Below are 25,076 nucleotides of genomic sequence, written 5' to 3' on the forward strand. Positions count from 1 at the left end.
GTAGGGATTTACAGTCGATTAAGCTGGCATTTAGTACTTCCTACAGTAACGGAGTTGTGGAAGGCCATGTTCACCGATTGAAGCTGATGAAACGAATCATGTATGGCCGGGCAAAGCTGGATTTACTCTGTTTTTGGCAATTAAAAAATGCATGAAATGGCAATTAAATTTATTCGATATCTTGAATAATTATTCGTATCTATAATCGCTTGACATGGAGCCTCTGCGGGCATGATTTCTTGCAAAGGGAGCAAGCCATAATTATATTTGGACTTTGCAAGGCAAAGTAGCCTATCATGCCCGCCACTCCATGTAAAGCGTCAAATATGCAAAAATTTATGCATAACCTTAATTGCCAAACACTACAAAAATTAATTACCATCAACATCCTTCATAGGTAAGATCAAAACTCACACGCTTTTTACTATCTCTTCTGACTTTTCGAAATTTCAATCCCTCATAGGTAAGATCAAAACCACTCATTTCAGTTTCATAATCTGTAACATTCCGGGATTTCAATCCCTCATAGGTAAGATCAAAACACCAACACCGCCGTCAGTTGTCACGTCCGGAACGAAATTTCAATCCCTCATAGGTAAGATCAAAACACCAACACCGCCGTCAGTTGTCACGTCCGGAACGAAATTTCAATCCCTCATAGGTAAGATCAAAACACAGCTTTTTTGTTTAGATATTTTAATGCATGTTCTTTATTTCAATCCCTCATAGGTAAGATCAAAACAATTTATTGTCATTTGTCAATCGTGCGATTTTACTCATATTTCAATCCCTCATAGGTAAGATCAAAACGTATCAAATCCCATGATAAGCAACGTACCATCAATAATTTCAATCCCTCATAGGTAAGATCAAAACGGCGTTGATGTTCTTCTCGATACCTTCTGCGAGCCCATTTCAATCCCTCATAGGTAAGATCAAAACACAGCTTACTGGAAAACGAATAGCGGAGTTATCCAATTTCAATCCCTCATAGGTAAGATCAAAACAACTTTTGGCAAATAAAAAGAACTATACATTTTAGAATTTCAATCCCTCATAGGTAAGATCAAAACAGAGATACTTTATCTAAATCGTAGCCTTCAAACTCTTATTTCAATCCCTCATAGGTAAGATCAAAACTGTGTGCCGAGGTTGACTATATTAACTTGATTTTAGTATTTCAATCCCTCATAGGTAAGATCAAAACGATAAGAGATTTGCCAATACAACAGCGCGCTATGGTATTTCAATCCCTCATAGGTAAGATCAAAACAAAGTCAATCCAGAATTTTTTCAGAAGAAAGTATCGGATTTCAATCCCTCATAGGTAAGATCAAAACTTTTAATTCCGGGAAATCATATCCTTCTAACTCGTATTTCAATCCCTCATAGGTAAGATCAAAACAAGGAAATCGCTGCGAGATTACTGGCGAAAGCCATATTTCAATCCCTCATAGGTAAGATCAAAACGAGCCGCGTAGTCATATGCTTCAAATTCATTTTCAAATTTCAATCCCTCATAGGTAAGATCAAAACAAAATTGTTCTCTGATATTTCGTTCATCCCGTCTTTAATTTCAATCCCTCATAGGTAAGATCAAAACTGTTGATTGCTAATTGCTCTAACTGCTTTTTACAGATTTCAATCCCTCATAGGTAAGATCAAAACCAAGTCACGTGTAATCGCTTCTTGGATTTCTTTAGAATTTCAATCCCTCATAGGTAAGATCAAAACATGCAATTATCAAAGGTGCCGACCATTTTGTTGGTCAATTTCAATCCCTCATAGGTAAGATCAAAACTCTGATAGCCCATCCGTTTGCCCGATTTCCACCAGAATTTCAATCCCTCATAGGTAAGATCAAAACCCCTCACCTAGGCCGGCAACATACGCCACATTTTTAATTTCAATCCCTCATAGGTAAGATCAAAACTTCAACCATCAAAAACACTCCTTTTATATATTTATATTTCAATCCCTCATAGGTAAGATCAAAACGGATGTGGCGTATTTGGAGCGCCGTCAATAACATCTGAATTTCAATCCCTCATAGGTAAGATCAAAACGATTTGTCCATTTTCTTTTTTTAGTTTTACATAATAATTTCAATCCCTCATAGGTAAGATCAAAACGCAAATGTTTTACGCTTTACAAACAGACTATTTTTATAATTTCAATCCCTCATAGGTAAGATCAAAACAATACCAGCATTGATAACATCCGTCTTATTGGTACCTGATTTCAATCCCTCATAGGTAAGATCAAAACAAATAGCATTGAAATAAAACAGTATTTCACAAAGGAATTTCAATCCCTCATAGGTAAGATCAAAACGAGATGGCTATGAATGTTTGAACTGCAAGCGGTACGGATTTCAATCCCTCATAGGTAAGATCAAAACTCGAACTGCAACAACAGTACATCATTGCCATCCGTATTTCAATCCCTCATAGGTAAGATCAAAACGCTCGATTTTCTTTTCGGTGTCATACAAGCCACGAATAATTTCAATCCCTCATAGGTAAGATCAAAACAAAAGGTACAAGGTAGAAAAACCTTTTCTGTCCTCTATTTCAATCCCTCATAGGTAAGATCAAAACGCTGGTTGGGATGAAACTGCGATTTTACAATTTGGATTTCAATCCCTCATAGGTAAGATCAAAACTTGTACTCATCATCTGTCAAATGCTTTGCGACTGGATTTCAATCCCTCATAGGTAAGATCAAAACTTCGTGATGGATACAACAATGAAGATGAAATTGAGAATTTCAATCCCTCATAGGTAAGATCAAAACTTCGTGATGGATACAACAATGAAGATGAAATTGAGAATTTCAATCCCTCATAGGTAAGATCAAAACGATGGTTCCGGTGTTTGTGGTGGTGTCGGGTCCGGATTTCAATCCCTCATAGGTAAGATCAAAACGCCGAATCAATAACGCCGCCATCGTCGTTCACTTCTATTTCAATCCCTCATAGGTAAGATCAAAACTAATATTGATATACCATTGAAAACGCTTGGATGGATATTTCAATCCCTCATAGGTAAGATCAAAACCCCTTTACTATTCTTAAAGATTACTTTTTCTGCTCTCATATTTCAATCCCTCATAGGTAAGATCAAAACATGTATTGCCGGTCAATACTTTTTTAATGTGCCTATCTGATTTCAATCCCTCATAGGTAAGATCAAAACGATTCTAAATTTTCAATCGCTTCTTTAATATCTCTATTTCAATCCCTCATAGGTAAGATCAAAACAAAGATGGTCAAAAATATTCTAGACAAAATACAGATTTCAATCCCTCATAGGTAAGATCAAAACAATCTCGTTCGAATGGAACAATTTCTTTCAAACGTTCATTTCAATCCCTCATAGGTAAGATCAAAACGTTTTGCTTCAAGGTATTTTAAACCTACACCGACAGCAAATTTCAATCCCTCATAGGTAAGATCAAAACTTTACCTTCTGTTTCCGCTGTTGCGTTATTTCAGTCAAATTTCAATCCCTCATAGGTAAGATCAAAACGCCACTATCTTCAATTATTTTATCACCAACATATTTAATTTCAATCCCTCATAGGTAAGATCAAAACTTGGAACGGGATAAACGTTTGGTTTAGCGGGAGGTATTTCAATCCCTCATAGGTAAGATCAAAACCTCGCCATCGTACACGTTTGTCAATGTGATTTCTTGATTTCAATCCCTCATAGGTAAGATCAAAACCTAAAACGTTTCGGTAATATCAACGATGCATCAGTATTTCAATCCCTCATAGGTAAGATCAAAACGAAAAGGCAGGTACAACAACAACAAAAACAGCAACAAAATTTCAATCCCTCATAGGTAAGATCAAAACTTATCAATCAATTTATCGAAGAGGTACAAGGCGAATATTTCAATCCCTCATAGGTAAGATCAAAACGAAGAAGCTGTAGATGAAGGAGTACCAGAAGAAACAATTTCAATCCCTCATAGGTAAGATCAAAACCATACACTTCCAAAAACAACTTGTACTCATCATCAGTATTTCAATCCCTCATAGGTAAGATCAAAACGTGGATACGAAGGAAATGAATATTTCCTTTATTCCAATTTCAATCCCTCATAGGTAAGATCAAAACCCCTTTTCACCACGGACAGGCTCGTTCGTTTCAGGGTATTTCAATCCCTCATAGGTAAGATCAAAACAAATATCGAACTGCCACGCTTTTTCTAGCTTCATCGGGATTTCAATCCCTCATAGGTAAGATCAAAACTGAACGGCAACGACTTCGTTTTTGGCATTGAGGCACAATTTCAATCCCTCATAGGTAAGATCAAAACAATTCGGCTTTCTTCATAACAGCTTCGTATTTGGTATTTCAATCCCTCATAGGTAAGATCAAAACTCTGCTTTGTAGTTGATGACTAGGTGATCGAGAACTTATTTCAATCCCTCATAGGTAAGATCAAAACGCAAAATTCATGGGTTTTTTCAAAGAAGTCACACTGATTTCAATCCCTCATAGGTAAGATCAAAACCTATATTCGATTCGTCAAAGAAGATCCTGCTGAAACAATTTCAATCCCTCATAGGTAAGATCAAAACGTTGAGTTATTTTTTCTTCTGTGATTCCGGAAGCGTATTTCAATCCCTCATAGGTAAGATCAAAACGCATCCCGAATCTTTGAAATGGCTGAGGATTATACGGATTTCAATCCCTCATAGGTAAGATCAAAACGAAAGCTTCATGGCGACAGATGGATTGAAATTCCAGATTTCAATCCCTCATAGGTAAGATCAAAACCCTAATAAAATCAACATTTGTTAGCTATATAGTAACTTTTTATTAAAAAATAGTCAATTTGAAATTTTCGTGAAAATAATGAAATTCATTGATTTTATTGGGATTTCTATAAATTATACAAAAATAATTTGTCGTCGATCCCTCGGGGTTGCTGTCGTGAGACCGATCGACGACAAATTATTTAATCCTTTATTTTAATTGCAATTCTTCTTATCATTTTTGTTTAGTCATTACTTTTTCTGTGACATCTTTTACTTCATTAAAAAAACCGTATCCAGATGAAGTTTTTGCTCCTAGTCCTAACTCTACTAAAGCACTTTTTGTCCAATCGGCGACGATTTTTCCGATTATTTCTTTCGGATATCTACTGTTTTTTCCACCTCTTACAATAAACAATATCTCGATTTCAGGTGCTTCAACTTCAACGGTATAAAAATAAATTGGCACAGGTCCTAATGTATCAGTTGCAGCTTTTTTACCATCATAGTAATCACTAAAATGTGGCGTCATAATATCATTAGAAATTTTTACATTATTAAACATGTAAATATCTAAAAACTGTAATACACCTTGTTGATCTTGAATCCCAAATATTTCTCTTCCAACTTCCGCCAATTGTCGATCGGATTTAACTAATTGAGATTCATCGCCTTCTAAAAAAGCCTCAATAAACCAGCGTCTAACTAATCCCTTAATGCTAGAACCAGGTATATATGGAAAACCATATATTGGATGAATAGATAAGGAAGTTTCTCTAACATGTTCATATCCTAGACCCTGAACAATTGATTTTGTTAATTTTCCCTTTAAAATTCTTAAATGTGCATTCGATAATTCCATTAAGGCAGATAAACGATTTTTGTTAACCCGCTCACCTAACTTTTGAATATCTTGGTGAAAGTAAATCCTTTTTATATCTTTTTTAATATCCTTTAAAATATATTTTTTTTCACCTAAATCAATCACATTTTTTTGTTTTTTTTCACCTTTTTTCAATTGTCTATATTGGTCATAATGTATTTGATACCATAGATGAGCAGCAGGATGTTTTTTGTTTTTGTATTCTTTGAAAATTTTTCTTGTATCAATTGGATGGAATTCCATTTTTATGATTCACCTTCTTTAACTTCAACCATACCATCGACAAACTTTCGCATCCAGTTTAACAATGCCATCACTTCTATTGTGAACATTCGGTAATCGCTGCTATCGAGATTAATCACAACTTCTACTAATGTTTGTTCTTTTGTAAAAAATTGAGGAAATTCTTTTTTCAACCAACTTGTTATTGTTTGATAAATTTCGTAATAAGCTTTTTTGTTCTTTTTTGAATAATAAAAAGCAAGTGTTTGGCCTAATCCATTCACTTGTATCATCGCTGGCATTTTTTTAACGTATGAACGATAGTCTTTTGCATGTTCTCGATGTGTTTCTACAAATTTTTTAACTTCGGAAAATGCAAAAGAAGCTCGTCCACCTTCAATTGTCGATATTGGGCGGTTACTCATCATTATCTCCCCTATCCAGCCAAATGGTTCTCATAATTCCTTTACCAATTGTATAATTTCCACCTAACTGAAACACAGAAGGCATATGATTTTTCATAAATTGCTGAACTTGTTCAGACGTGGATAAATCTTTTGTACCGTTTCCTCTAACATTGCCAATAAATAAGTAACTATAAAACATCGTTTCTGGCGGGACATTTTCTTCATACCATAACGCTCCGCTATCAACCGTGCCTGTTTCACCAATTTTTACTCTTGCATTTACCTCTGTGGAAAAAGTTACAAAATTAGCAAAGTCGTTATCGCTTAATACCACTATACGTGAAGCTAAATCAACTGTTAAAGCATCTCCAATCAGTTTTTCAAGTTGTTTAGCTAATTTTTGTGTTTTTTCATCAATCGTTACTGAAAATGTATACTCTTCCAATACAATTTTATTACCTCCAACCATCATCAGGTCTGAAGAAACCGTGTTTTCTTTTGGAACTTCTAATTTTTCTATCGATAAATCCTGTGTAAAAGCTGTTAAATCATCATTAAAACGATTTATTACCTGTGGACATGTTATCCAGACAAAAACTCCTTTCAATGAACGGATAGGAAACAGCAATAAACGCGCATCGCTAAAAGCAATTGCGCTCGCTTGAGTATTGTTTTCGTTATCAGTATTCTCTTTGTTTTTATCCGGTTTAGACCCGAAAACCAGTTCTAACTTGCTTTCGTCAACTTCAGGATCCATTTCAAAATGTGAACGCAACGCACCTTTTAATGAAGATGATTCAATTTTAGGGTAATTCGTATGTTTTTCTCTTTGAATTGGCAAATCAACGATTCCAATTTCACTTCCGCTTCCAGCATGAACAGATGTAATTGCATGTAGTAAAAAAGGTTTTGCAATTGAATACATTTTTATCCCCCTTTAACGACTCCAGAAATAATTGAAAATCCGAATCCTTCTTGTATTAAATCATCCGAAAAGTGAAACCCGTTCGCTAAATTCATTAATTTTGAAATTTTTTCTTCATCAATGCGTACATATACCACCGTCCCAGCTGGTACCATCCACTGCCTTTGTTTTGGACGATTGCGAACAATATCCCATCCACCAAATACTTCAGGACGGCCAACTGCCCAAGCAATCGGTTCCACTGTAATATCATTAGGAAGTACTAATTTGCCAGTCACTTCATCAAAACTTCCTGGTCTGCTTCCTTGTTTCCAAATCGAAGGCGTTAATAGAATAATTCGAGCTATACAGTTTTCTCGCAATTGATTTTCAATTTCCTGAAGTTCTTTACTGTTCCAAAAAAATGGATGCTCATATGAATTCTGTTTCACAATCCAAGGTCGGCTCTCGCCGCCAAGCCTCGCAAATCGTACATTTGTAAAATCAGGAGTGCGATCAATTAATACTTCAAGACTGCAATCCGGTTTCATCGATAGCATGTTCATTCGATACAGATATTCATTCTTTGCTTTTTTGTTTACATAGTCTACATGTATACCGACCTTTGCATATTCATCAACAAAATCATGTGTAATTAACAATCGATGAATAGGTGTTTGATTTAACACCGATTGTTTCCACTGATCAAAATAAGCAAATTTACCCTGAGCATTTTTTGATTTTTTATTTTTTACTGTTGCATACAATGCCCAATCTGTTGAATTTGACGACTGAAAAAAATCATTTTGTTTTATACGAAGCGGATATCCTGTCAAACTTTCATCATCTTCTACAACTTGATAATCGAGAGGTAACGGTAATACAAGTTGATTTTTCTTACTTATAAATAATCCCTTAATACGAAAATCTCCGTGAGTATCAGGACTTCCCATCCAGCGCTTTAGTTCTTCGTTTTCTTCTTTAGTAAAGCTTTCAAATGATGAATTTGTATAAATATAAGCACTTCTTAGTGCGTTATAAATCGTGTTTGGTCTAGGAGGAAAAAAGCCAGTCATCGTTGTATCGCTGCCAGCATCAGCGTAAGCATGGCCTCTGAAAAAAAAGGAATCGACCGGTTTAAGCGTTATCGTCTTCATGGTTATTACCGCCTTTATCTTGTTTTTCCATTCTTTTGAAAAAGGTTAGCATTCTTAATAACATAACAAACGATTTAACAGATTCCATGCTTTTATATAGTGCCATTAACTTTTCCAGTATATTAGTTAATTCTTTTTCTTCTTTTTTTACTTTCATTGAGCGTCTAAGCAGCCGACGTAGTTCAAATTCAACCATTAAATGTTTGTCTTTACTATCATAATCATTCAATGGTAAAAAAACTTCAGAAAATCGATAGATAAAAGTATCGGATAAATCATTGGTCAATAATTCAATGATTTCGTTTAATAGATCCGAAGTTTGCATTCCGTCGATTTGCCAAGGAACGACAGTTTCATGTTTTTCCGAGCGAGTATGTATACCGATTGCCAAAGCATTTTTTTGTTGATTTTGTTCTTGATGAACGTAACTTTTTGCGCGATTTTCTAATTTTTTTGCTTCTTGCAACAACAACTGCAACGGCGCTTTTTTATGACCTATTACCAATCCTACCGAAGCTGTTGCTCCTTGTAATCCGCTTCCTTTCATACCGAATTTTTGTCTTAGTTCATTCGCAACCTGTAATGCTTTATCTACAGGCAAAAAAGCTAGAACGTCATCGCCGCCTGCGTAAACCAAATACCCTTCTTCTTTCCGTACTACTTCGGGTACGACGCGTCTAGAAAAAGTTGCTAATGCGTCACTAACCTTACCTGCTTCTTCAGCAGTGTTGCTATTAAACCACGAACCCATATTGTCTCCGTCCATCGAAAGAATTGCAAAATACGTGTATTTTCCAGCTATCTCAATGACCGATGGATAAAACTTGAAAGAGGAGGCATTTCGATATACTTCTTTAAAATAATCCCGTGCAACCCGTTTTCCTAAACAAATGCTGCATAAATACTCGTTATCGCGGATTCTACCGTCATCTTTTCCTTCATCGGTTCCTTTAAACTTTTCATTTCTATGCTTCCAAGTATTTTTTACTTTATTTTTCAGTTCATAAATTGTTTCATATTGATCAAATGGCTCCATACATAAAGCATCGCGCTGGGCACAAACTGTGCAAGTAAATCCACTTTCTATGAGTTGATGATAAATTTTGTCATTTTTAACCGCACTTAATCGCGCTTCAAGTGTTGATTTTTCTTCACGATAATGGCCGTTATATGGTTGAACAACCCAATATACTTCTAGCAATTGCTCAATTTGATGATTGGCCTGTTTCAACAATTGATCAGTTTGGATATGTTTTGGAAATACTTCATTGATTGCATAATGGCAAATTTTGTTAAACTCCCGTCTAACAACTGAATCAACTTTTTTTAATACATTCGTCGTTTCATCCAAAGAACCATTTACAAATGCCGTGAATCGGTTAGGCCAAGAAGCAACATTTGCGTTGTACCCCGTTTTTTTCATTGGATTTAAATCATCTTCCGATGCTTTGGGATAGATAAACTCAACCTTCAAACCTTGACTGCATAGAGTTTCCATTGCTCTTTCAATTAAAAAAGAAAGAATAAAACTGCCGCTCCATAAATCTTCAGTTTTGCGAGCGGAAGCAATAAAACTTTGAACAGGCCCGATCGAAAAAACTACCATTTGTTTTTCACTCATATGCTCACTCCTAGTACTTCTAAAAACTCATTGCGTTCATTCTCGTATTTTTTCATATTTGTTATTGATTGCGATTGAAGTTCTGTTATAACAGGATAATATTTTCCACCTATTTCTTTTACTGAACCCCAGAGAGGAGAAGCAAATCTTTTTTTATTACGTTTTTTATCTGATACTTGTCCTAACATACCTGTCTGATTTTTACTGGATGCTTTAGCATAAGCTATAACAACATCCCAAGCCGATGTATATGGTCTCCCGAACCATATAGATGCAATCGTCGGATGAGATAACTTTTCATAGTTTCTAACCTTCAATGAATGGCTTGAATTAAACATTACATCAATCCCAAAATAGTTTAATGTCCTCATTAGTTCATTTATAAAATCATCAATATCTTCATATTCCGAAAGTTGAATCGAGCCAAATCCGCGTCTTGCTCTTTGTCCCATACTTCCTAACATTGAAAACAAATGAAATACATTTTCATAAAAAGCTACATCTTCATTACGTTTTACCAACATTTTTACAGGAATTTCTTTTTGTTCTGGCAAACATGTCATTGGAGAACTATTCTTATGAGGTAATACAAATTTTTTATAGTTTCTAACAATCCAAGGTTTTTCAACAACAAAAGCAACTGGAGATTTTTGCGCATTAACAGATGTTCCGCCAAATTTTTTTGTTTCAAGTTGTAAAAGTTCTTTTGGTTCATCCATGTGTTGAACAGCACGCCACCAATACCGAATTACGCCACGCAATGAAGGAATCCGAAATTCTGCTTCAAACTGACTTCCAGAGGCTCCATGTACTCCTAAAGGGGTTATCGTTTTCAATTGATACGTTTTTGATTGCAGTGCAGTTTTATTTAATGCCAGCTCTAGCAACTGGGAATGATTCATTTATGTCACCTCAGTTCGGCTATTTAATGATTTTGACATTTCTTCGAAAAACGGCCGCAAATTATCTAATGATTCTTTTAATGCTCCTTGAAAACTTTTTGCTTGAAATTGTCTTTCTTTGTTCATTTCAGCGTGGTTAATGTTGTTTCTATACTCTCTTAATTTTTGAAAAGGTTTTAGCATTTCTCTATAAGGTTTTATTTTTTTAACAACTTTTTTCATGAATTCAATGTCGCCTTGCCACTCTTCTTCAGGCTTTTTGTCTAAATATACATTCAATGAAGAGGAGACCACATCTCTCATATCTTTATTAAACTCATCTACTTTTACTAATTTACACAATACAGTTATTACCGATTCAACTAAAATAGTAAGCCCTTGTTGAATTAATCCATGATCATAACACCATTTTGACATGTAATAATAATTCATGATTTCATCATCAGAAAAATTTTCAACTTTCTTTTCAATTGTATCAATTAGTGGAATTAATTGACGGAAATGTTGGTTTTCAGAGTGTTTTATTTCTTCAGTTTTTTCCTTCCATTTATTTATTTCTGTTTGTAAGCTATTAGCTCTAGCTGTTTCAAAACATAAACCAACTGTATTTAACTGATTAATCAAGTACTTAACATTAATCAATTCACTTTTTTTATCATCTTTTTTATGTTTGAGTTCCTGATTTACAATCTCTAATAAAACAGAAGCATTTCCAGTACGAATAAATTGGTCAGCACCATTTGTCCAAGTTAGTAAATTAGTCATACCTGTCAAATCTACAATGGGAGCAATTCTTTCTTCTACATTTATTTTTTCTATTTCTGGAATTCTACCTAATTTTTCAATCCAGCCATACATTAGCCCACCAAATTTTGCGCCTTTCACAACTTTTGCATAATTGAGAACAATTAATGCGACGATTGGATTAGTACGAAAGCTATGAGTCACGTCAAAAAAAATTCTATCTCCATATTGAATTTCATCCATAATTTTCTCAAACAATGTCCAAGTTGCATCTTCATCTTGTTCACTTGGAATCGGAACATTTTTTACTTTTGCTTGAGGTGCTATTTCATTAAATGTTTCTTGTAAACCAGACCAATTAGCTTCTTCTGCTTCTTTTGTACAAAAAATAATAACTTCAAGGTTATCGACATAAGAACTAATGTGCTCATAAATAGCCGTTTGTATATAACGAGTTAATTTAGAACGTTTATCGTTATACTCATAGTAGCATGGTATGTATTTCCCCGTACCTAAAAAAGACATCAGTAGATTTCGGGTCATAATAACTCCCTCCGATCTATAAATATTTCCCCACAATTTCTTCCGTTACATCGCGAAAATCGGCTTCATCGTCATAAATCCCTATTCCTTTTGCAGCCTCTCTTTCGTAACAATCGTGATTTAACCATAAGTAATTGGCATATAACCGTTGATTTGATGAATCATACCGATAAGCCAACCGAAATACATGCCTTCCATTACTAGCACCTTTGTATAAATGATATTTCATTTTTGAACGGTCGAGCTTATCAAAATCTTTTTCATGCATCAATTCTAAATCAGGATGTTCGTGCAGTTTAATTTTTTTCACTAATTCCTGCATTTGTTGAGCAACAAAAATAGATTGATCCTGCTGATTTTTTATCAAATTTCGAACTTGATCAGACAAATAATACTGTGTATTGAAAATGTGGCTCCGGTCGCTTTGTTCTAGTAAAAATTGACCAAATGGAGTTAAGCCAACAAGACCTTCTTCAATCTCAAAAACATAGGGATGAGATGAGACGATTTCTTTTTCTTGATGATGCAGCTTTTCAAATTCAATAAAATCATTTAAACATTTGCGAAGAAGTGTTGCATTCCCCTCGATAAACTTTTCCACATCGATAGGAACCCACGGAATTTGAATCAGTTGTTGCGCATGTTCATTTACGTAAACCGTCGGATATTTCAAAATAGAGCCGACAATATAACCATAAGAAGTCATAAACTTATATCCACCCAATGGAACAAAGCAAGTAGTATTGGGTTCCCCTTGACGTAATGCATGCGTTAATTTAGACATATATTCTCCAATTTGTCGATTCAAGATACTGGCATTCGAAACATCAAATGTGACATAAGTAACCATTATATTCGCATTAAAATCTTGTCTAAATAAATAGCTTAATAATCGTTCAGCCATATAACCGCCAATACTGTTCGTCACAATAAGAACAACGGTTGGTTTTTTATGTAGCTTCCCTAATTTTTTTAAAGAATACATTGTTGAATATTCTGCGCTAACCTGATTTGGCTCTAGTTTGTTTTGCTTATGTTTCCTTATACATAAATGAAGCCACTTATTGATAACATTTTCAGTTTCTTCTGATATCTCTGTATCAAATAAATTAAGTGATTTTTCCTTAAATTTATCAAAATTATTAAAACAAAAAAAATTACTTGAATTATTAAAAGACGTTCCGCACGTAATAACTACAGTATGATACATTACAACAATTCCTCCAAAATTCTTACACAATTTCCACTTTATTGCTAATTATATAATAACTTTGACACATTTTTTCGGAATCCTTCATTAATTTAATAATTTTGTAAAAATTCAACAAAAATATGGGGAAAATTGAAATTTTACAAAAAAAGTGAGGAAAAAATGAGGGAAAAAAGCATAAAAAATTTAAAAGGTAAATGAATGGAATTTTATTTGGCCTTTTGTAAAGTTGACTAAGAAACAAAACAAAGAATCAAGCCTTTAGCCAACAATTCCTCATAGGTAAGATCTAAACATCGTACACGTCTATATGACGTGTAAACTCATTATGTTGTTTCAATCCCTCATAGGTAAGATCTGAACAACAGTTATTAGACAACCTGGATCGCATTGAGCGTGGTTTCAATCCCTCATAGGTAAGATCTGAACCCCGAATCACTTGTCTTTGTCATTCAATTTGCTCGGTTTCAATCCCTCATAGGTAAGATCAAAACCAGGAAATAACTGTAAATAAGCAGTTAGATACTGGAATCTAAATTTCAATCCCTCATAGGTAAGATCAAAACACAAAGGCGATTATGCAAAACAGGTAGCAGATGAAAAATTTCAATCCCTCATAGGTAAGATCAAAACGTGAGTATCTCGAAAGCGAAGCGATTGGCAAAGTGCTTCAATTTCAATCCCTCATAGGTAAGATCAAAACGAGAGGGGACACGTTAGGAGGTACGGCGGAGTTAGTCTAATTTCAATCCCTCATAGGTAAGATTAAAACAAACTTGAAGGGCTTGAAGGCGCTGCGGAGAGAAGCGAAATTTCAATCCCTCATAGGTAAGATCAAAACGATATGAAGAAAATTGTATTGTAATTTCATTTAGCTATTTCAATCCCTCATAGGTAAGATCAAAACAAGAGAACGCAAGGAATTATTAAGACTCAAAGCCTAATTTCAATCCCTCATAGGTAAGATCAAAACTCTAAAAATGGAAAAAGTTCAATTTGTAGTAGAAGCATTTCAATCCCTCATAGGTAAGATCAAAACCCGAAGAAATCATGAGAAAAGTGTACGGTGAGCCGAATTTCAATCCCTCATAGGTAAGATCAAAACGTTGATACTACATACACAGTATCTGTTTTTGGGGATGGATTTCAATCCCTCATAGGTAAGATCAAAACCCATACAATCGACCGTAGTATGCAGTGCGGAATACGGATTTCAATCCCTCATAGGTAAGATCAAAACAGTCAGGCGAAAAGTTTCTGATCGGTGAGCGTGGCTATTTCAATCCCTCATAGGTAAGATCAAAACCGGTTGATTGTCGAATTAGCGAGTGCTTTAATTCGGGTTTCAATCCCTCATAGGTAAGATCAAAACGATGGAATGAAGTGCCCTAAGTGTAACGGTCTTGTCAGTTTCAATCCCTCATAGGTAAGATCAAAACATTAATTAATTATGTTATTGCGAGGAGATGTTGTTTCAATCCCTCATAGGTAAGATCAAAACTCGACTTCACCATTTGAATGAAGCTGGACCACGGAAGTTTCAATCCCTCATAGGTAAGATCAAAACTGGGATGAGTTTTTGAAGATTGGGAAAGTGTTGGAGTTTCAATCCCTCATAGGTAAGATCAAAACCATAACCTGTCACAGCTTGACGTGAACTTGACACGAGTTTCAATCCCTCATAGGTAAGATCAAAACCCATTGGTAAAAATGATTTCTCGATTGTATTTTTCTTGTTTCAATCCCTCATAGGTAAGATCAAAACAACTGGTATTTTATTCATAAATTTTTCCTCCTTATTGGTTTCAATCCCTCATAGGTAAGATCAAAACAAATATTAGATGGTCATATCGCTCAATATTGAGCATGTTTCAATCCCTCATAGGTAAGATCAAAACACAAACACTTTCGAAAACATTGAATATCGATTTTGGAGTTTCAATCCCTCATAGGTAAGATCAAAACTGAACGCGAATGCTCCTGTTATTAATCCGACAGCGCGTTTCAATCCCTCATAGGTAAGATCAAAACAAACAAACGAATTGCCGAACTTGAATCACAACTCGGATGTTTCAATCCCTCATAGGTAAGATCAAAACATTGGACGGACGCTTTCAATGCCACCGTTCCTGCTAGTTTCAATCCCTCATAGGTAAGATCAAAACGAAGACGAAATTGATCGTTGGTTGAAATTAGATGTGTTTCAATCCCTCATAGGTAAGATCAAAACATCGCTCCAGCTTGACATAGACAAATGCTCGTGTTTAGTTTCAATCCCTCATAGGTAAGATCAAAACGTTAATAGAAATAAAAGAAGCGAGAAAAAGAATTTGTTTCAATCCCTCATAGGTAAGATCAAAACTAAAGCATTGCTCACGTAGTGGCTTCGCTACTCTCGGTTTCAATCCCTCATAGGTAAGATCAAAACTCTGGAAGTGTTATAGTTGGTATCATATTCATAAAGTTTCAATCCCTCATAGGTAAGATCAAAACCTATACAAGTGTAGCACAAAACGAGATAAAAGATAGTTTCAATCCCTCATAGGTAAGATCAAAACAATGCTACGATTACGACAGATTACTACGGTACCCGGGTTTCAATCCCTCATAGGTAAGATCAAAACGATTTAAATGAATGGAGAAACGAAGCTCTTCGATGGCTGTTTCAATCCCTCATAGGTAAGATCAAAACATTGTTTGAGCGCTTGCAAAGTATTTATTTGCAAAAGTTTCAATCCCTCATAGGTAAGATCAAAACTTTGAAGGCGAACCAAAACGCTTTGCACGACTTGTGTTTCAATCCCTCATAGGTAAGATCAAAACTATCACCGCCTGTCAAGATAACGGTGAGGTGAACGGGTTTCAATCCCTCATAGGTAAGATCAAAACCCCGCTCAATGCCAGCGTTGATAACATCCGTTTTGTGTTTCAATCCCTCATAGGTAAGATCAAAACAGTTTTTTGTTTTTCAATTTCTTCAATTTTACCTTGGTTTCAATCCCTCATAGGTAAGATCAAAACGCTTGCACTTCATCTTGTCGATTGGGTTGGAGTTAGAAAGTTTCAATCCCTCATAGGTAAGATCAAAACATGCACAATACTTTCGAACCGTGCTTTCTTGAACGCCGTTTCAATCCCTCATAGGTAAGATCAAAACAAAAAGCATACAAAATCGGTATCAGAGATGGCAAGCGATGTTTCAATCCCTCATAGGTAAGATCAAAACTTAAAACGCTTAATTACTGTAATAACTCTTTTAGAGTTTCAATCCCTCATAGGTAAGATCAAAACGAAGCGGAGTAAGTTGGAGATGAATCGCAAGAAAAGGTTTCAATCCCTCATAGGTAAGATCAAAACTATTTCATAACCATTTAAAGTATAACCAAGTTTTGCGTTTCAATCCCTCATAGGTAAGATCAAAACACGGTTATACAGTTTTGTTAGAAATTGAAGTTGACGAGTTTCAATCCCTCATAGGTAAGATCAAAACGTATGAGCATGAATGGAAACGTATTGAGCGATGTCAAGTTTCAATCCCTCATAGGTAAGATCAAAACTAGAAGTCATGTTATAATAGAAATAAAAAAGGTGAGTTTCAATCCCTCATAGGTAAGATCAAAACCCTAATAAAATCAACATTTGTTAGCTATATAGTAACTTTTTATTAAAAAATAGTCAATTTGAAATTTTAGTGAAAATAATGAAATTCATTGATTTTATTGGGATTTCTATAAATTATACAAAAATAATTTGTCGTCGATCCCTCGGGGTTGCTGTCGTGAGACCGATCGACGACAAAATTAAATCAAAAAATCTGTCGTTGCTTTTTCTTTTCCCATGATTTCTCTTCCGGTATATTTCTGCGAACGAAACGTATATAAAATAACGGAATCTTCATCATTATCAATTAACATTTCTAATTCTTTTTTTAATTTTACCAGGTTGGCTTTTGAAATTTCTCCTTCAAACACAGAATTTTGTACCCAATGTAAATATTTTCTACAAATTTTTAACGCTTTTCCTACTCTTTTTTCTCCAACGTCATATACAAGGATCACAAACAACGACCAACCCTCACTCTCTGAATCTCAAGCTAAAGATGATTCATATAAATATATTCATTTGCAAAAGATTTGTCTTACCACAACGAAGTATATGGCTCGTAGGGTTTTTCTCCTAAAATATGTTTTTGGATTTTGTATAATTCTAATCGGATTAACCGACGGTATGATACGTTTCTCCCTAAATGCCTATGATTGACTGTCGTTCTCATTCTTGTTTCGAGCTGTTCTATAAATGTTCGTCTTCCTTTCTCATTTAATAATATTCCGCCGGTATGTTCTTTTTCAAAATCTTTTTGTGTGATCATTTTTTTATTGATTAGTTGAAAAATAAGGCGATCGACCATGATTGGTTTAAAAATTTCAGCCACATCTAAATTCAAAGTAAATCTTCGAAAATTAGTGGAATGCAAGTATCCGATTCTTGGATCTAGATATGTTTTATAGATTTCACTAAGTACCATTGTGTAACACAAGGAATTGCCAAAACTGATAAGGGCATTCAATGGATTTAGGGGAGGACGTTTCGAACGTTTTTCAAATACAAAATCTTTATTGTTTATAATTTCATCAAAGCACGAATAGTATAACTCTCTGGTATTTCCTTCAAACGCCATCAATTCAGCTATTGTTTCAATTTCATTGATTTTTTCCATAAGAACATTAATTTTTTCAATCACTTCGATAAACTTTTGGTTGCTTTCTTTTCGACGATTCGCATAATAACGTAACACTTGCTTCATTTGATTCATTGAGCCTTTCACAAATCTTCTCGCCAAGTCGATTCGTAAATCTTCATTTAAGTAATGTTCGCTTTGTTTTAATATGACATGCCCTGAGTTTAAATGTTCACGAGGATAGAACGTTCCGCTGTAGTAACCATAGTAATTGAAAAAGTGAACGCAAATTCCTTTTTGGCTTAAAAAATCGAGTAATCTTGTATTTAGATCAACTTCTGAAAAAATAAAAATGTCGTTCGTATCTTCAATGGGTATAAATTTTCGATTGCCTTCAGCATCTTCAAAATATAATGTGTTGTCTTTTCGTCTGAACTTGCCGCTTCGTAAAATGTACAGCGTTTTCTTCATTCATCTTCACCTGCCCAACAATATTCCCGGTAAGCACATGAACGGCAATACTTGATTTTTTTCGGCGGTGGAGGAACAGGGTACTTTGCTATTTTTTGAATTTCGGAAATCGCTTCATGCAATTGCTTGCGGTTTTCATCTGTTAAAACAACGGATTCTTTCTTTTTTTCTTCAGAAAACAACAGCTCTCCTTTTGCTTGAATTCCCATTTTTTCAAGTTGATCTAAATAAAACAAAAGCTGAAAATAGCTGCTTTCTTTAAATTTTGAAGTTTTCTTAATTTCCTGAACAATTACTTCATTTCCGACTTTCTTTATCCGATCAATTTTGCCGCTGCCAATATCGACTTCTTCTTTCCCGCGCTTGCTGTAGTACTCGTGTATAAATCGGCCGATATCGATATTTTCGTCTTCTTTATCTGGAGCAATATTCCGTGTCATCAACCATACTTCACGTTTACAAATAAAATAATACCAAATATGAGTTGCGTTAATTGGAAATTGAGAATTTATTATCACCACCTCCAGAATATTAAATAATTGAATCTAGTACGTCATTATTTGCTATTAAACCTTTATCAAACTGATAACGCGAAGAATCTTCGAGCATCGGTACACGATACTGTAAAAAATCATCTTTCGGAACGATCTTTAATGCTAATTCAACTGGAACATTAACCACAAATTGATTAAATAAAATCATAAATCGCTTATTTTTTTCGTATGACCATGAATTTCTCATAGTTGTATTTAAGAAAATTTCATAAATATGCGTTGGATTTTCGATTTCAAACTCATTCAGCAACAGCTGAATTCCTTTTGGAAACAATTTGACTCTCTCTTCATTCCATTCAAATGGGATAAAAATTGGCAGGCGATAATAATCATCGCTTCTGAATACGTCGTGACGTGAAACATGTTTCCAATTTCCTAGATAAGCTGCATGAATATCTTGCAAAACTGCTTCATAACTGTTTTCCGTAAACATTTTTTCATAAAATAACCGTACTAAACCTTCCATCTCATGTTCATACCAAATTTCTTTTTGGAAAAGAAGCTCGTCTGATATTCGCTTTAGTGATGTACTGTATATAAATCGTGTATCTTTTTCGTTTCTTAAAAATTGACTAGTTTCTATTCGACCGATTGGAAGTTCTCGATGGCGATTCACTCTTCCAGCTGCTTGTACGAGCGAAGGAATGATCGGCAACGCCCGATACATATAATGAAAGCTTACATTCACCCCCGCTTCGATAATTTGTGTCGAAACGACACGCACTGTTTTTTTAGATCGTAAACTATTACGAACTCGATTTATTTGAATAGCTTTATGAATCGGTATCATCAATCCGTGCAACAAATATGTTTCGAACGTGTCATTGTTATTTATGTTTGATAGTTCATCATACACATCCATCGCATCGCGAATGGTATTTAAAATTGCAATTGCAGTTGGATCCTTTGCCATTGCTAATTTTTGAGCACACGATTGTTTCGTTAACTCTTCTATTCTTTGAATATAATAGCGATCATCTTCTTTTTTCGAAGCAATTGATAATCGTTTTGATTGTTCATTTAGTTCTTTATAAAAAGGTGGCATTGTAGCTGAACAAAATATGATTGTTAAATTGTACAGCTTAGTAAGTGACTCTAATCCCACTAAAAACAAATTCCAAACACTTGCATCAATAATTTGCGGTTCGTCAATAATGACAATGGCACCGTTTAAATAGCTTCGACGAATCGTCTCTTGTGCTCGTCTTGGAAAAATTGCCCTCATCCATTGCACAAAACTTGTACATACAATTTCATTTGCCCAAGCTTGCATATGCAAAGTTGAGTGAGAATCTGTTTCTTTGTTCTCTTCTAGCGTTTTATCATTCAAGATTGCCATTGAATGATGCTGTAATGACATTTTTTTTGTAATTTTTTCAATCTCTTCCGCATTTTGCTCCAAAATAGACAAATAAGGAGCAACGTAAACAATTTTTGAATGCCCTTTTTCTTTGCCTATTTCTGCAGCTAATTTCAATGCTGTGACTGTTTTCCCGTAACCGGTTGGCATTTCTAATACATAATAAGAACAGTCTTTCGCTGTCTTCCATTGCTGCAGAATATCTTCTTGCGCTTTCGAGCGTATAATTGCCAGCGACCCCTTTCGATTGCTTTTGCAAAAGTTTTCAATTTGCTGTTTGATTGCATTCCAATCATGTTTTTTTATTCGTTTATCTTGCACTGATTTAATTTCGAATCGATCAGATGAAATCAAAATCGACGTCATCATTCTCCATTTTTGCAGCATGTCTATTTTTTCAATAATGGTTTGATTTTCATTTCGCTTTTCCAAATGTATATCAAAAAGTAAATTTTCAACAAATTCATCAAAATCATCTGCCCAATCATTTAATGCAGCGCTTGAAATTTTCTGCTTATGTTCCTTAATTATCGGAAATAATGTATAAATCCACTTCTGAATTCCATCCACATCCATTTTTGAAAAATCTATCGAATCAACATTTTGATTTTCCACTAAATCTTTTAACTCGCCGTGATGATCCGCAATATCCCGCGTTAATTGAAGCCATAATATTTTGTAATCTTTCCATTTACCGAGAATTTTCAAGTAATGATAAGCTACATATGAAAAAAACATTGCACCGCACCAAGAATGATTTGGACCTCTTTTTTTCCTGCCGTTAATGTACGCTTGCCAATCGACATTAGCTTTTCCGATGTCATGGCTAATAGCAGCTATTTCTATCAATGCTTTTTCAACATTATCAAGTTTTACAATTTGAAAAAAAGAGCGCGTCCATTCACGCACTCCTTCTAAATGGGTTTTTAAATAATACCGGTGGCCATTTTCGTCCGGACGAGCGATGCAATCGTCAAAACTGATTAAACGAGACATAGCAAATCCCCTTCCAATACGCACACACTCATATCTAAATCATTTTCTTGCTTTGGAAGAATTTTTATTTTTTTTCCGTTCTGCTCATATAGAAAATCAATCGATTTTTGGAAAGCGCGGTTTCCAAGATACTCTCTCATAAATCCATTTGCACGTTGATAGTAATAACCGGCTTCGACTTTCAATTCTTCAATTAAATCAACTGGAACGACCGTTTTTGCATAACAAACTGAATCAGGAGGAACAATTTCTTGTAAACGCCATGTTCCAACATAACGTGGTTTTGTTAATGCAAATGCAGAACCCAAATAAGTTGTATACACGGCATGATGATTCATTAGTTTTTCTTCCAGCATATCAACATATTCTTCTCCGCCGTAATAAATTCGGTAAGCAGGCTGTACCAGTAATTGAATTGTTGTAGGACGGTTAAAAACTGTTCCGCTTCCTTTGCCCAATAAAGATAATTGCTGACTTATAATTTGAACTTTGGACAGCAACTGAATGCCTACACGGTCTTTTGTTACAAAATCTTCTATCCCTAAAATTGCACCAACAATTCCTTTTGCTACTGTTGGAGGGATAAATGGATATGTCAATTGAGTAGCTGTTGTGTCCGGACGTCGAAAATGTGCAATTGAACTTGCTACGTCAAATGCAACTACTTTCAATGCAGGATACTCCTCCTTTACCAGGCGATTTCTTGAAGATATGGGGCAACATCGCCTTCAACTTGCAGCAATGGATGTTTCCAAATTCGGCATCGATGAATTTTGTGTTCAAATTTCGAAAACATTTCTAATAATTCTGTCACATTCAAACGAATATCTTTAATTGATGAAGGGCGTCTAGAATCATTTCTCCACACATCCGCTTCAGGTATTAGTGCAACCATATCTTCGAGTGAACCTATTCTAAAAAATGGATCATTGTATTCGATATGAACAAGAAATAATGGCTCTTGTTGCCCTCTTCCACGAGCATGACGATTTTGAGTTCCCTGCCATAATCCACGTAATAATAACTCTTGATCGTCTACTGTCATTTGAGTATGTTTTGCGCTCTGTGTATTTATTACTCCCGGCATTGCAAAAACAGCAAACGGAACTGTGTAGCTTGTCCAAATGGTTCCTTGAGTTTTTTCTTCTCCGCCACTTGACGAATCACTGCTTGGCATCGTAACTGTTCCTTGAACGTAATGTGTATCGACCGGATGCATGGAATGAGCCCATCCAAATTGAACTGGACCTGTCAAATGAAACTTTGGATTTTCTGAATATACGATCCCAAAAGTTCTAACATCGAATGCGTGCTCTATTAATACCGATTTCATATCTTGTTTTGCTTCTTTTTCTTTTCCAACCATTTCAGCGATTTTCATAGCTAAAGATTTTCTACCTAATAACTTTCCTTTTTCATTCATAATTGCTTGAACAAATACATGATTCTTTTCTCCGCCATCTGGAAATAACGAAATTACAAAGTCACGAACATCTCTTTTTATGCTGACATCAGATAGTGAAATGCGCCCATCCTCTTCTGGAAAAATCCGGCGTGCATCACTGTCATTTAGTGGATCACGATTTGGTATGCCATCCTTTACAGATTTAATAAATAATAATTCACCATTATAAATTGACATTTTCAACTTCCTCCTTAATCATTTTTTGAAACATCAAATATCCAGACCAGAACATTGTCATAAATTCGTCTTTTTCTTTTGTTAATGCTTGCGAATCTTTTAAACTAATTATTCCTTGTAGAACGAGCGCAAGCGCATGATGAAAATTTTCTTTTATTCCTAAATCCCATTGTTTTTGAAGCTCTTGCACACGTAACAATCCGTTTTTCCAAATCATTTCAGGCGTTAACTTACTGCCAAACCGCATTACTCTAGTATCAACAAATCCCTTTCCGGTTTTTGCTCGATAAGAACGTTCAAACTGTCTTAATAAACACCCCGTGATAAAACCAATTTTCTCAGTTGTATTGAGATCTTTAGCTTTTAGTCTTCCCTCATAGTAACTTTCTAACAATTCCTCCCATTTTTCCATATTGTCAATTCCCTCCTTTTCATTTAAAACTCTAAAAAAATACTCTTTATAAAATTCTAAAAATATTAAATAAAACAATAATTCGTGCCTCATGCTCCAATAATCTTCTTTGTTAGCTAATTCATTTAATCTCCGGCTTGTTTGTTTTGTCACTCTTTTTAAAGAAATTGGCTTCCGATGAAAAACTGCTTGAAGTGTTGACCAAATATAACCAGGACCATAAGCATTGCTTAGCAATGTCGGTAAGTGGCTAACTTTAAATCTTGTTTGTTGTAATTGCTCTTCTGGAACACTTAAATTTTCCGCTATTTGTATAAAAGGTCTTTTTAAGAGCTTTTTGATAATTCGTTGAAGCTCATAAGCTACACTCGGAACAATGTCTTCAATTTGACCGCGAATATGAATATCACCTCGTTGCAATGAACCAGAATAATAAATTATCGTAAGACGATATTCATCGGTAAGTTCAGATATAATCTTTCCTTGAATTCCGCTTAATAATTCCAAATGTAAATCGCTATCTGAAATCTCTTCTGATTCTTTCATTTCTTTTAACACTTTGAATTTTTCATAAATTTCGACAGGCCGTCCCTTTGTTAAAGGAGTAAAATATGGTATGCCACAAATCGTTTCGAAACTTTCTAGTTTCATTTTCTTCTTCGCTTCAACATTTTGAACCGGTGCAAACATTTCTTTTAAAATCGTCGATTTTAATGGTGTTTGTATTTGCTTTAGAAATTGAGTCCCATAATAATATGCTTCATATTCACTTCGATTTAGGCGAATTCCTTTAATCCATTCATCTTTTTTCCAATAAATCGAACGTGGCATATCCCATGTTGGACTTAGCCACAACCATCCTTTGTTATAAGCAGAAACTAGTTCTTCCGAAAATTCATTTGAAATTGTCGAAATTTCGTTTTTTGCACTGCCTAACTCTGTTGCCTCAAGAAAACGGGCTTCAATGATATTTTCAATGATTTTATCCGAATAAATATAAATCGGCAGGTTTGTTAATTTGCTAACAGCTATTAAAAAAGTGTTTTCTTGTTTTTGATTCGTATATAGAGTCAGTGATTGATCAATAATAACTAAAATACCGAGTTGTTTATTTTCATCAACATATTTCACTGCTTCATTTTTAAGTACATTGACTACTTGATCAGTTAACCTATCGATTTTTTCTTTTTGATCCATGTATGGAATTGTTCGAATTAATCGATCATAAACATACTTTCTCGTTTTTTCTTCATCTAAAAATTCATTAATATGTCTATCATATAACGGATAAACAGGTATAGGATATATTCCTTGCGCATGTAAAGGATTTCCACCAGATGGAAGTGTAATTGGAATTCCCTGAGCTTTTTCTAGATTTACAGGACCATTTGGTTCATCTTGAAATTGTTTAAATTGAAACGCTGTTCGATTGTCATTAATTTCTACAATAAAAATGTTTCCGTAAAAATTTTTTACTTCTTCTTTTCCAAAATCAGTCAATAATTGGATGCGTTCTCTTGGTGACATATCACTTTCAATTAAGGGTTGACCGATTTTAATAATGTCTGACAAAAGCATTGATTCATTCCCTCCTTTCCAG

The 25,076-nt window shown here is 34.8% G+C and carries 15 protein-coding genes and 2 CRISPR repeat arrays; all 15 genes read right to left on the reverse strand.

The annotated features are described in order from the left end of the window. The first annotated feature begins 380 nt into the window (after positions 1 to 380). Positions 381 to 4,792: direct repeats of the CRISPR family, unit length 30 nt; unit sequence ATTTCAATCCCTCATAGGTAAGATCAAAAC. Positions 4,793 to 5,005: 213 nt separating this feature from the next. The 15 genes from cmr6 to ACFPOH_RS01710 all read right to left on the reverse strand — a co-directional run bounded on the left by cmr6 (position 5,006) and on the right by ACFPOH_RS01710 (position 25,054). Further along, a complete protein-coding gene (cmr6, locus tag ACFPOH_RS01640; protein ID WP_141603295.1) occupies positions 5,006 to 5,896 on the reverse strand; it encodes a type III-B CRISPR module RAMP protein Cmr6 in 891 nt (296 codons plus the stop codon). Between the two features lie 2 nt (positions 5,897 to 5,898). Then, the gene (gene cmr5 / locus ACFPOH_RS01645; protein ID WP_246045899.1) at positions 5,899 to 6,300 is read right to left on the reverse strand and encodes a type III-B CRISPR module-associated protein Cmr5; all 402 of its coding nucleotides are present in this window, start codon (positions 6,298 to 6,300) and stop codon (positions 5,899 to 5,901) included. Beyond that, positions 6,293 to 7,207, reverse strand: a complete 915-nt coding sequence (gene cmr4, locus ACFPOH_RS01650; protein WP_141603297.1) for a type III-B CRISPR module RAMP protein Cmr4 — start codon at positions 7,205 to 7,207, stop codon at positions 6,293 to 6,295. The genes cmr5 and cmr4 overlap by 8 nt, the downstream gene beginning before the upstream one ends. A gap of 2 nt (positions 7,208 to 7,209) precedes the next feature. Further along, positions 7,210 to 8,343 carry a type III-B CRISPR module-associated Cmr3 family protein gene (locus ACFPOH_RS01655; RefSeq protein ID WP_141603298.1) on the reverse strand — a complete coding sequence of 378 codons (1,134 nt, stop codon included), beginning with the start codon at positions 8,341 to 8,343 and terminating at the stop codon, positions 7,210 to 7,212. Continuing rightward, positions 8,324 to 9,964, reverse strand: coding sequence for a type III-B CRISPR-associated protein Cas10/Cmr2 (gene cas10, locus ACFPOH_RS01660; protein WP_342581483.1), 1,641 nt, complete (start codon positions 9,962 to 9,964; stop codon positions 8,324 to 8,326). The genes ACFPOH_RS01655 and cas10 overlap by 20 nt, the downstream gene beginning before the upstream one ends. Further along, positions 9,961 to 10,866, reverse strand: coding sequence for a type III-B CRISPR module RAMP protein Cmr1 (gene cmr1 / locus ACFPOH_RS01665; RefSeq protein WP_141603300.1), 906 nt, complete (start codon positions 10,864 to 10,866; stop codon positions 9,961 to 9,963). The genes cas10 and cmr1 overlap by 4 nt, the downstream gene beginning before the upstream one ends. Next, complete coding sequence (csx2, locus tag ACFPOH_RS01670; RefSeq protein WP_141603301.1) at positions 10,867 to 12,153, reverse strand: TIGR02221 family CRISPR-associated protein; 1,287 nt, start codon at positions 12,151 to 12,153, stop codon at positions 10,867 to 10,869. It lies immediately after the preceding gene. A 16-nt stretch (positions 12,154 to 12,169) separates the two neighbouring features. Next, on the reverse strand, positions 12,170 to 13,363 hold the full coding sequence (locus ACFPOH_RS01675) for a CRISPR-associated protein (protein WP_390308696.1): 1,194 nt from the start codon (positions 13,361 to 13,363) through the stop codon (positions 12,170 to 12,172). 265 nt (positions 13,364 to 13,628) lie between these two features. Continuing rightward, a CRISPR array of direct repeats spans positions 13,629 to 16,985; the repeat unit is 30 nt; unit sequence ATTTCAATCCCTCATAGGTAAGATCAAAAC. Positions 16,986 to 17,163: 178 nt separating this feature from the next. Continuing rightward, positions 17,164 to 17,427, reverse strand: a complete 264-nt coding sequence (gene cas2, locus ACFPOH_RS01680) for a CRISPR-associated endonuclease Cas2 (RefSeq protein ID WP_141601270.1) — start codon at positions 17,425 to 17,427, stop codon at positions 17,164 to 17,166. A gap of 74 nt (positions 17,428 to 17,501) precedes the next feature. Beyond that, positions 17,502 to 18,512 carry a type I-B CRISPR-associated endonuclease Cas1b gene (gene cas1b / locus ACFPOH_RS01685; RefSeq protein WP_141601271.1) on the reverse strand — a complete coding sequence of 337 codons (1,011 nt, stop codon included), beginning with the start codon at positions 18,510 to 18,512 and terminating at the stop codon, positions 17,502 to 17,504. Then, the gene (cas4, locus tag ACFPOH_RS01690) at positions 18,509 to 19,024 is read right to left on the reverse strand and encodes a CRISPR-associated protein Cas4 (RefSeq protein WP_390308709.1); all 516 of its coding nucleotides are present in this window, start codon (positions 19,022 to 19,024) and stop codon (positions 18,509 to 18,511) included. The genes cas1b and cas4 overlap by 4 nt, the downstream gene beginning before the upstream one ends. Positions 19,025 to 19,043: 19 nt before the next feature. Then, the gene (gene cas3 / locus ACFPOH_RS01695) at positions 19,044 to 21,422 is read right to left on the reverse strand and encodes a CRISPR-associated helicase Cas3' (RefSeq protein WP_390308698.1); all 2,379 of its coding nucleotides are present in this window, start codon (positions 21,420 to 21,422) and stop codon (positions 19,044 to 19,046) included. Further along, a complete protein-coding gene (cas5, locus tag ACFPOH_RS01700; RefSeq protein ID WP_390308699.1) occupies positions 21,410 to 22,093 on the reverse strand; it encodes a CRISPR-associated protein Cas5 in 684 nt (227 codons plus the stop codon). The genes cas3 and cas5 overlap by 13 nt, the downstream gene beginning before the upstream one ends. Positions 22,094 to 22,110: 17 nt before the next feature. After that, positions 22,111 to 23,064 (reverse strand): CRISPR-associated protein, encoded by a 954-nt coding sequence (locus ACFPOH_RS01705; protein ID WP_390308700.1) that lies wholly within the window; start codon positions 23,062 to 23,064, stop codon positions 22,111 to 22,113. Next, positions 23,051 to 25,054, reverse strand: coding sequence for a hypothetical protein (locus ACFPOH_RS01710; RefSeq protein WP_390308701.1), 2,004 nt, complete (start codon positions 25,052 to 25,054; stop codon positions 23,051 to 23,053). Before ACFPOH_RS01710 ends, ACFPOH_RS01705 begins: the two co-directional genes overlap by 14 nt. Positions 25,055 to 25,076 lie beyond the last annotated feature (22 nt).

The sequence above is a fragment of the Ureibacillus suwonensis genome (genome assembly GCF_042655065.1).
Classification (GTDB): Bacteria; Bacillota; Bacilli; order Bacillales_A; family Planococcaceae; genus Ureibacillus; species Ureibacillus suwonensis.